Annotated in this window: 10 protein-coding genes; all 10 read left to right on the top strand. The window is 45.7% G+C overall.

What is annotated here, in order from left to right; genetic code table 11:
- The first annotated feature begins 12 nt into the window (after positions 1-12).
- The 10 genes from MSA64_RS04400 to MSA64_RS04445 all read left to right on the top strand — a co-directional run bounded on the left by MSA64_RS04400 (position 13) and on the right by MSA64_RS04445 (position 9,649).
- Positions 13-1,008 carry an RluA family pseudouridine synthase gene (locus MSA64_RS04400; RefSeq protein WP_287890730.1) on the top strand — a complete coding sequence of 332 codons (996 nt, stop codon included), beginning with the start codon at positions 13-15 and terminating at the stop codon, positions 1,006-1,008.
- Positions 1,005-1,589 (top strand): signal peptidase I, encoded by a 585-nt coding sequence (gene lepB, locus MSA64_RS04405; RefSeq protein ID WP_022171770.1) that lies wholly within the window; start codon positions 1,005-1,007, stop codon positions 1,587-1,589. The genes MSA64_RS04400 and lepB overlap by 4 nt, the downstream gene beginning before the upstream one ends.
- 12 nt (positions 1,590-1,601) lie before the next feature.
- Positions 1,602-2,135 (top strand): Holliday junction resolvase RecU, encoded by a 534-nt coding sequence (locus tag MSA64_RS04410; RefSeq protein ID WP_022171771.1) that lies wholly within the window; start codon positions 1,602-1,604, stop codon positions 2,133-2,135.
- Between the two features lie 132 nt (positions 2,136-2,267).
- Positions 2,268-3,521 carry an ATP phosphoribosyltransferase regulatory subunit gene (hisZ, locus tag MSA64_RS04415; protein ID WP_022171772.1) on the top strand — a complete coding sequence of 418 codons (1,254 nt, stop codon included), beginning with the start codon at positions 2,268-2,270 and terminating at the stop codon, positions 3,519-3,521.
- A 12-nt stretch (positions 3,522-3,533) separates the two neighbouring features.
- On the top strand, positions 3,534-4,184 hold the full coding sequence (hisG, locus tag MSA64_RS04420; protein ID WP_022171773.1) for an ATP phosphoribosyltransferase: 651 nt from the start codon (positions 3,534-3,536) through the stop codon (positions 4,182-4,184).
- A complete protein-coding gene (hisD, locus tag MSA64_RS04425; protein ID WP_287890733.1) occupies positions 4,181-5,479 on the top strand; it encodes a histidinol dehydrogenase in 1,299 nt (432 codons plus the stop codon). The genes hisG and hisD overlap by 4 nt, the downstream gene beginning before the upstream one ends.
- Before the next feature lie 33 nt (positions 5,480-5,512).
- On the top strand, positions 5,513-6,100 hold the full coding sequence (gene hisB / locus MSA64_RS04430) for an imidazoleglycerol-phosphate dehydratase HisB (protein WP_106492739.1): 588 nt from the start codon (positions 5,513-5,515) through the stop codon (positions 6,098-6,100).
- Between the two features lie 118 nt (positions 6,101-6,218).
- Positions 6,219-6,599, top strand: coding sequence for a phosphoribosyl-AMP cyclohydrolase (gene hisI, locus MSA64_RS04435; RefSeq protein ID WP_235904468.1), 381 nt, complete (start codon positions 6,219-6,221; stop codon positions 6,597-6,599).
- Between the two features lie 240 nt (positions 6,600-6,839).
- Entirely contained in the window at positions 6,840-8,198 is a 1,359-nt protein-coding gene (trkA, locus tag MSA64_RS04440) for a Trk system potassium transporter TrkA (RefSeq protein WP_287890735.1), read from the top strand.
- 11 nt (positions 8,199-8,209) lie between these two features.
- Entirely contained in the window at positions 8,210-9,649 is a 1,440-nt protein-coding gene (locus tag MSA64_RS04445; protein WP_287890737.1) for a TrkH family potassium uptake protein, read from the top strand.
- The last annotated feature ends 44 nt before the right edge of the window (positions 9,650-9,693 follow it).

Here is a 9,693-nt window from a genome sequence, read left to right on the forward strand (position 1 = left end):
AAAGGGAAAAACATGAGAGATCTGACAATCGGAAAAAATGAAGCCGGCCAGCGGATGGATAAGTATCTGAAAAAGTACTTTCCGGAAGCCGGATCCGGATTCTTATATAAAATGCTTCGAAAGAAGAATATTCTGTTAAACGAAAAAAAAGCAGACGGAAAGGAAATGTTGAAGCAGGGAGACCGCATCCGACTGTATCTGGCGGAGGAGACGATTGAAAAGTTCCGTGGGGGACAGATGAAACCGGCAGTTTCCGGCAGGAAAACGTCTGACATAAAACTGGATGTGATCTATGAAGATGACCATGTGGCAATAGTCAATAAACCGGCAGGCATACTGTCACAGAAAGCAAAACCGTCGGATCTGTCGCTGGTGGAGTATTTTCAGCGATATCTGCTGGAGACGGGAGCAATCAGCGAACAGGAGTTAGAGACTTTTCATCCGGCACCCTGTAACCGGTTGGACCGCAATACCAGTGGTCTGGTGCTGTGCGGAAAGAGTCTGGCAGGGCTGCAGGCACTGTCGGAAGCACTGAAACTGCGAACGCTGAAAAAATATTATCTGGCGCTGGTGCTTGGAAAAGCAGACAGGCCGGGACATCAGAAAGCCTGGCTGAGCAAAGATACAAAAACCAATCAGGTAAAAGTGAGCACTGGTCAGGTGCCTGAAAGTTCTCCGATCGAGACCGCCTGGGAGCCGGTCTGGAGCAATGGAGAGGAAACGCTTTTAAAGGTGGAACTGATCACCGGAAAATCTCATCAGATCCGCTGTCATCTGGCCAGTCTGGGATATCCGCTGGCAGGAGATCCGAAGTACGGGAATGCCCGCTGGAATAGGAGGCTGAAACAGGAATATGGTCTGAAACGTCAGTTTCTGCATGCATGGCAGGTGGAATTCCCACGAATGTCCGGTGCGCTGGAAGCTTTGTCGGGAAAATGTTTTACCGCACCGCTTCCGGATGAACTGGAACGGATTACAGAGGGTGAGAGAAAGAAGGGTAAATTATGACAGAAGAGAGAATAGACGGAGAAGAAACGAAAGAGAAGAAGAAACCGAAAAAGAGTCTGAAAAGGGAGCTTATGGAAGACGTTATCATGATCGTGTTTGTTCTGGTAACGGTCTGGGTGATGAAAAATTATGTACTGATCAATGCAGTTATTCCTTCGGCATCGATGGAAGATACGATCATGACGGGCGACCGGATCTTTGGAAGCAGGCTGTCATATGAATTCGGCGAGCCGCAGAGAGGGGACATTGCCATCTTTAAGTTCCCGGATGATGAGAGTCAGTTGTATATCAAGCGAGTAATCGGACTTCCGGGAGATAAAGTGCAGATTATTGACGGAAAGGTTTATATTAACGATTCTGAAACACCGTTAGATGAGCCTTACCTGCCGGAACCACCGGAAGGCGATTATGGACCGTATTATGTGCCGGAAGACAGCTACTTTATGCTGGGAGATAACCGAAACTGGTCGAAGGACTCCAGGTTCTGGACAAATACTTATGTGAAAAAAGAAAAAGTTCTCGCAAAAGCGATCTTCCGTTATTACCCGTTTAACAAGATCGGTGTGATCGAAAAGGACTGATGGGAGGAAAATATGGCAACCTGGAATTCAAGAGGACTCAGGGGTTCTACACTGGAAGAACTGATCAACCGGAGCAATGAACAGTACCGTGAAAAGGGGCTGGCACTGATTCAGAAAGTGCCGACACCGATCACGCCGGTTAGGATCGCCAAGGATACCAGACAGATCACCCTGGCGTATTTTGAACAGAAAAGTACGGTGGATTATATCGGGGCAGTGCAGGGGATTCCTGTATGCTTCGATGCGAAAGAGTGCAAAGAAACAGTCTTTCCCCTTGCCAATATCCATGAGCATCAGGTGCGGTTTATGAGAGAGTTTGAACAGCAGGAGGGGATTTCTTTCCTGCTGATTTACTTTTCGGGAAGAAATGAATTCTATTATCTGACATTTCGAGATCTGTGGTGGTTCTGGGAACGGGCGCAGAATGGTGGAAGAAAAAGTTTTCTTTACGAAGAACTGAATCCTTCTTATTTTCTTACGAACCACGGTGGGATTCTTGTGCCGTATCTGGACGGAATCCAGAAAGATTTGCAGGACAGGGATTGACAAGTGTGCTGTCTTCACATATAATGTATTAGCATAGTAACACATTAACACACTAAAGTGAATGAAGATTAACTGTAAAGCTACTGCACAGTTACGAAGTTACATAACAAGATTAAAGAAGAGGATAGAACCATGAGACAATTATTTCATACCCCGGAAGGAGTCCGGGATGTTTACGGAACCGAATGTGCAAAAAAACTGTATCTTCAGAGAAAAATGGAGAAAATCTTTCATGCATACGGTTATCAGAGCATAGAGACACCGACCTTCGAATTCTTTGATGTGTTTGGAAAGCAGGTGGGAACCACACCATCCAGAGAACTTTACAAGTTCTTTGACCGGGAAGGTAATACTCTGGTACTTCGTCCGGACTTTACACCTTCCATCGCGAGAGCAGCTTCTATGTATTATCATCAGGAAGATATGCCGATTCGTCTCTGCTACAGCGGAAACACCTTTGTGAACCGCTCCAGCTATCAGGGACGACTGAAAGAATCCACCCAGATGGGTGTGGAGCTTTTGGGCGATGCATCGGTAGACGGAGACGGTGAGATCATTGCCATGACTGTAGAACTCTTAAAGGCAGCAGGATTGAAAGAATTCCAGATAAGTATCGGTCAGGTGGATTTTTTCAAAGCACTGGTTGATGACTCCGGTATGTCGGAAGAGACTATTCAGGAACTGCGACAGCTGATCTCCAACAAGAATTATTTCGGTGTGGAAGAACTTCTGGAGAGTCAGAGACTGTCCAAAGAACAGGTAGAAGCACTGACAGAACTGCCACAACTTTTTGGTGGCCCGGAAGTACTGAAAAAAGCAGAAAGTCTTACCGGTAACCCCAAGGCACTGGCAGCGATCCGCAGGTTACGGGAACTGTATCAGGTGGCCTCCTGCTATGGCTGTGAAGAATATATTTCTTTCGACCTTGGCATGCTCAGTAAATATCAGTATTATACAGGCATTATCTTCCAGGGATTTACCTATGGCACCGGTGAGCCGTTAGTAACCGGTGGACGGTACAACAGGCTGCTGGAACATTTTGGAAGACCTGCCCCTGCAATCGGTTTCTGTCTGGTAATGGAACAGGTGTTGAATGCACTGAACCGTCAGAATATTCAGGTGCCGGTGATGGAAGGAAAACGACTGGTCTTATATAATGAAAGAAACCGTGAAGCAGCGATCCGGATTGCCGGTATGCAGAGAACACATGGTATGCAGATCCAGTGTATGCGGATGGAAGAAGGTCTGAAAGCGGAAGACTATATTGCATATGGAAAGGGTCATCAGTTTACGGATATTGTATCTCCGGTGGGAGAAGATCAGATACAGGTGATCAATCTGTTTACCGATGAAGTACAGATGACCAATCAGAAAAGTTTTCAGTAGGAGGAAAGACCCATGAGATATTTAACCATCGCACTGACGAAAGGCCGTCTGGCAGAGAAAACACTGGAGATGCTGGAAGCTGTAGGCATTACCTGTGAAGAGATGAAAGATAAAAAGACAAGAAAACTGATTTTTGTCAATGAAGATCTGAAACTTCGGTTCTTCCTGGCCAAAGGACCGGATGTCCCGACTTATGTGGAATATGGAGCGGCAGATCTGGGTGTCGTAGGTCGCGACACGATTCTGGAAGAAGGAAGAAAATTATATGAAGTGATGGATCTTGGCTTTGGAAAATGCAGAATGTGTATCTGCGGACCGGAATCTGCCCGGGAACTGCTGGATGGTAATCAGCAGATCCGTGTAGCCACCAAATACCCGAATATCGCCAAAGATTATTTTTATAATAAGAAAAACCAGACCGTGGAAATCATCAAATTAAACGGTTCCATCGAGCTGGCACCAATCGTAGGACTTTCCGAAGTCATCTGCGATATCGTAGAGACCGGTTCCACTCTGCGGGAAAATGGTCTGCATATTCTTGAAGAAGTATGTCCGCTGTCCGCAAGAGTGGTTGTGAATCAGGTAAGCATGAAAATGGAAAGCGAACGGATCTCAGAGCTTTTAGGAAAGTTAAAAAAGGTCATCAAGGAGGCAGACAGATGAGAATCGTAAAATTAACAAAAGAAACTACAAAAAATATTCTGGAAAATATGTTAAAAAGAAGTCCGAGCCAGTACGGAGAGTATGAAAGCCGGGTGCAGGCTATTATTCAGAATATCAAAGGAAACGGAGATGAGGCTCTGTTTTCCTATACCAAACAGTTTGATAAAGCAGATATCAATGCTTCCAATGTAAAAGTAACAGACGGAGAATTCGAAGAAGCATATAAAGCAGTGGACCCGGCGCTTCTGGATGTGATCCGCAAGGCGCTGGTTAATATCGAGAGTTACCATGAACTGCAGAAACAGAACAGCTGGTTCAAGAGCACCCCACAGGGAACGATGCTTGGACAGAAAGTAACACCACTGGAAAAGGTAGGCGTCTATGTACCGGGAGGAAAAGCAGTATATCCGTCGTCTGTTCTGATGAACATTATGCCGGCAAAAGTAGCAGGTGTAGATAAGATCATTATGACCACCCCATGTAATGCAGAAGGAAAGGTGAATCCGGCTGTTCTGGTCGCTGCAAAAGAAGCAGGAGCAGATGAAGTCTATAAAGCAGGTGGTGCACAGGCAATCGCTGCCCTTGCTTTTGGAACAGAAAGTATTCCGAAAGTAGACAAGATCGTAGGACCTGGAAATATCTATGTAGCGTTAGCAAAAAAAGCAGTATACGGTCATGTAAGCATCGATTCCATCGCGGGACCGAGCGAGATCCTGGTACTGGCAGACGAGACAGCCAACCCGCGCTATGTGGCAGCTGATCTGTTATCCCAGGCAGAACACGACGAGCTGGCATCTGCAATCCTGATCACGACAAGTGAAGATTTTGCAAAGAAAGTCAGCGAAGAAGTTGAGGGATTTGTACAGGTTCTTGAAAGAAAAGCGATTATTCAGAAATCTTTGGATAATTTTGGATATATTTTGGTGGCAGAGGATATGGACGAAGCAATTGATACCGCCAACGAGATTGCTTCCGAACATTTGGAGATCGTTACCGCCAACCCGTTTGAGGTTATGACAAAGATTCGGAATGCGGGTGCAATCTTTATCGGGGAATACAGCTGTGAACCGCTGGGTGATTATTTTGCAGGACCTAACCACATCCTGCCGACCAACGGAACCGCAAAATTCTTCTCCCCACTGTCTGTCGATGATTTTGTGAAGAAATCCAGTATCATCTACTACTCCAGAGAAGCGCTGCAACCGATCCACAAAGATATCGAGCAGTTTGCAAAATGTGAACAACTGACCGCACATGCGAACTCGATCGCAGTGCGTTTTGAAGGGGAGGAATAAGGTATGGAGATCCGCAGACTGGAAGAACAGGGTATGACCCGTAATGTACTGGTACAGCGAAATACCAAAGAAACGAAGATCACGATGAGTCTGAATCTGGACGGAACCGGAAAAGCCAGCCTGAATACCGGCATCGGATTTTTTGACCATATGCTGGATGGATTTGCACGTCATGGATTCTTTGATCTGGATCTTGCCGTAGACGGCGATCTGAATGTGGACAGCCATCACACGATCGAAGATACCGGAATCGTACTGGGGACGGCTATTAAAGAAGCACTGGGCGATAAAGCAGGGATTCGCCGTTATGGAAGCATGATTCTTCCCATGGACGAGACACTGGTACTTTGCGGCATCGATCTGTCCGGTCGCCCGTATCTGAACTTTGACGGTGAATTTACCGCAGAACGTCTTGGAGATATGGATACAGAGATGGCCAGAGAGTTTTTCTATGCGGTCAGCTATGCAGCCGGCATGAACCTGCACATCAAGGTACTGGACGGAACAAACAATCACCATATCATGGAAGCGATGTTCAAAGCGTTTGCCAAAGCACTTGATCAGGCAACGCAGATGGATGAGCGGATTCAGGGAGTTTTGTCTACAAAGGGCAGTCTGTAAAAGGGCTGAGCTGCAGACACAAGGGAACTCCAGGGATATATTTATACAAAAACAGAGGGTAACTGTTCAGTACTTTCACAGTGGTTGCTGAATAGTTACAACAGAGGAATCGATGAGCATGAAAGAAAAAAAAGAAACACCGTTAAAAGCTGCATTTACATGGGATGAGTTGAAACTGAACAGTGACGGGATGGTCTGTGTGGTGGTACAGGACGATAAAAATAAAGATGTTCTGATGGTTGCCTATATGAACCGACAAGCTTATGAAAAGACGCTGGAGACCGGTGTGATGACTTACTGGAGCCGCAGCAGAAACGAACTGTGGGTGAAAGGACTTACCAGCGGACATTTTCAGTATGTCCGGTCACTGTATCTGGATTGTGATAACGATACGATCCTGGCAAGGGTGGATCAGGTCGGTGCAGCCTGCCATACCGGAAGCCGCAGCTGCTTTTTTAAAGAAATTATGAAAAGCGATAATGTAGCGGAAAATAGTTGAAGATTGTCTTGATAAGACAGACAAAACAGGTGAAATGCATAAAAAATCAACATGGTTTTCAGTTAATTGTTAGACAGAATATGTCTTGAGTATTTTAGTATTGATGCTATAATAGGATATGATTTTATTTTATTATTCTATCCTGTTATAGCATTTTTTGTGCTGTTGATGAAAGCGGAAATACTGTTAGTAAGAAAATGATACATCACAGCAGCAGCGTAACTGATATCTGGAGGAACTATGAAGATTATAATTATCGGATGTGGAAAAGTAGGTTCTGCCCTGGCAGAAGAGCTGACCATGGAAAATCATGAAGTGGCGATTGTAGATATATCCGCTCAGAAATTACAGGAGGTAGGAGAGGATCTGGATGCCCTGCAGATTCAGGGAAACGGATCCAGCATCAACGTTCTGATGGATGCCGGTGTGATATCTGCAGATCTTGTGATCGCAGTGACCGGATCGGATGAACTGAATCTGCTGTGTTGTCTTGTGGCAAAAAATCTGGGAAAATGTCATACAGTTGCCCGGGTAAGAAATCCGATTTACAACAAGGAAATCAATCTGATGAAAGAGAGTCTTGGCATTTCCATGATCATCAACCCGGAGATGGCAACTGCTGCAGAGATCGCACGGCTGCTTCGCTTTCCTTCGGCCATTAAAATTGATCCTTTTGCCAAGGGAAAAGTGGAACTGTTAAAGTTCCGTCTGAAACCGGAATTCCGTCTGGACGGTAAGTCTATCGTTGAGATCAACATGAAAGGGAAACATAATATTCTGGTTGCGGGTGTAGAACGTGGCGAGCAGGTATTCATCCCGAACGGTGATTTTGTACTGCAAAACAGTGATCTGGTATCGATTCTGGCATCTCCGAAGAATGCTTCCGCATTTTTCAAGTCTATTGGTTTAAAGACCAATCAGGTGAGAAACTGTATGATCGTGGGTGGCGGAACCATCGCTATCTTCCTTGCAAGAATGTTGCTGGAGATGAAAATGCGCGTTGTGATCATCGAGCAGTCCAAAGAGCGATGTGAGCTGCTGGCAGATCTGCTGCCGGATGCAACGGTGGTCAACGGGGATGGTACAAGCAAGAACCTGCTGTTTGAAGAAAATCTGGAAAACGCTGAAGCGTTTGTGGCACTGACCAATATGGATGAGGAAAATATTCTGCTTGGTATGTTTGCGGAGCGGATGTCCCATGCAAAAGTAGTCACAAAGGTCAATCGTGTGGCGTTTGATGATATTACAGACGAACTGGAACTCGGAAGTCTGATCCATCCGAAATATATCACGACGGATCGGATTCTTCAATATACGAGGGCAACTCAGAACTCCATCGGAAGTAATGTGGAGACACTGTATCATATTCTGGACGGCAAGGCAGAGGCTCTGGAGTTCGTGATCCGGGAAAATTCTTCGGTAGTTGGCGTGGAACTGAAAGATCTGCGGTTGAAGAATAACCTGTTGGTGGGTTGTATCAACCGGGGCGGTAAGGTATTGATTCCACGTGGCGATGACTGTCTGATGGTGGGTGATACGGTAGTTGTGGTAACCAGTCAGAAATGCCTGCGGGACATTGAAGATATTCTGGAAAAATAGGAGAGATACGTATGAATTATCGAATTATTACCTATGTGATCGGCTGGGTACTGAATCTGGAAGCCATCTGCATGACACTTCCGGCAGTTACCGGGCTGATCTATGGAGAAAAAACATGGACCTCCTTTTTGATCACAGGACTGATCAGTGCGCTGGCAGGAACGCTCCTTGTAGTGCGTCGACCGGAAAAACCGCACTTTTTTATGAAAGAGGGATGTGTATCGGTAGCTCTTTCCTGGATAGCACTCAGTCTGATTGGCTCGTTACCTTTTATGATCAGTGGGACGATTCCGCATTTTGTGGATGCTCTTTTTGAGACGGTCTCAGGTTTTACAACAACGGGAGCCAGCATTATGGCATCTGTGGAAGATGCACCTCGTTGTATCCTGATGTGGAGAAGTTTTACCCATTGGATCGGTGGTATGGGTGTTCTGGTATTATTACTTTCTATTATTAAGATGAGTGGTGGTTCACAGATGAATCTGATGAAAGCGGAGAGTCCGGGTCCCTCAGTCAGCCGTCTGGCACCTACCGTACGTTCTACGGCAAAGATTCTGTATACGATCTATCTTTTGATGACGGTGCTGGAGACTGTGATTCTGCTGTTATGTGGAATGCCGGTATTTGATGCGCTGACAACTGCTTTTGGTACAGCCGGTACCGGAGGGTTCGGAATCAAGAATGACAGTATGGGTGGCTATAGCGTAACGATTCAGATCGTTGTTACTGTATTCATGATTCTGTTTGGTATTAATTTCAACGTGTATTTTCTGTTGCTATCCCAAAAATGGAAACAGGCACTGAAAAATGAGGAGGTACGCTGGTATCTGGCCATCATTCTGGGCGCGGTTCTTCTGATTGGATGGAATATCCGGGGAGTCTATGGAAGTATGGGAAAGGCAATCCAACAGGCTGCTTTCCAGGTTGCATCGATCATTACTACTACCGGATTTGCGACGGTCGATTTTAATATCTGGCCGGAGGTTTCCCGGACGATTCTCGTGCTTCTGATGTTTGTCGGTGCATGTGCAGGCAGTACCGGTGGAGGTATTAAAGTTTCGCGTTTTATTATCCTGTTAAAAGCGATGAAGAAAGAGATCAAGCAGTATCTGCATCCCCGTCAGATCCGGAAAATCCGGATGGATGGAAGAGTTGTGGAACATGAAGTGGTAAGAAATGTCAATGTGTTTATGGTTGTGTATATCATGATTTTTGCGACTTCTGTGTTTATTCTGGCATTTGATAATCTGGATCTGATCACGAATTTTACGGCGGTTGCGGCAACTTTTAATAATATTGGTCCCGGACTGGAGCTGGTTGGACCGACGGCGAACTTTAATGTGTTTTCGGATGTTGGTAAGTATGTGTTGATTTTTGATATGCTGGCGGGACGGTTGGAGATTTTTCCGTTGCTGCTGGTGTTCTTTCCGGATACGTGGAGGAAGTTCTAAAAAAGGGTGTGCCAAGACGAACGCCAGAAAGAGAATTGGCGGGC

It is taken from the genome of Oliverpabstia sp. (genome assembly GCF_022785585.1).
Taxonomy (GTDB): domain Bacteria; phylum Bacillota; class Clostridia; order Lachnospirales; family Lachnospiraceae; genus Oliverpabstia; species Oliverpabstia intestinalis.

Coding starts and splice junctions, on each gene's coding strand:
- MSA64_RS04410 (WP_022171771.1), top strand. CDS start 1,602: ATGGCAACCTGGAATTCAAGAGGACTCAGGGGTTCTACACTGGAAGAA.
- hisI (WP_235904468.1), top strand. CDS start 6,219: ATGAAAGAAAAAAAAGAAACACCGTTAAAAGCTGCATTTACATGGGAT.
- MSA64_RS04445 (WP_287890737.1), top strand. CDS start 8,210: ATGAATTATCGAATTATTACCTATGTGATCGGCTGGGTACTGAATCTG.
- lepB (WP_022171770.1), top strand. CDS start 1,005: ATGACAGAAGAGAGAATAGACGGAGAAGAAACGAAAGAGAAGAAGAAA.
- MSA64_RS04400 (WP_287890730.1), top strand. CDS start 13: ATGAGAGATCTGACAATCGGAAAAAATGAAGCCGGCCAGCGGATGGAT.
- hisB (WP_106492739.1), top strand. CDS start 5,513: ATGACCCGTAATGTACTGGTACAGCGAAATACCAAAGAAACGAAGATC.
- hisZ (WP_022171772.1), top strand. CDS start 2,268: ATGAGACAATTATTTCATACCCCGGAAGGAGTCCGGGATGTTTACGGA.
- hisG (WP_022171773.1), top strand. CDS start 3,534: ATGAGATATTTAACCATCGCACTGACGAAAGGCCGTCTGGCAGAGAAA.
- trkA (WP_287890735.1), top strand. CDS start 6,840: ATGAAGATTATAATTATCGGATGTGGAAAAGTAGGTTCTGCCCTGGCA.
- hisD (WP_287890733.1), top strand. CDS start 4,181: ATGAGAATCGTAAAATTAACAAAAGAAACTACAAAAAATATTCTGGAA.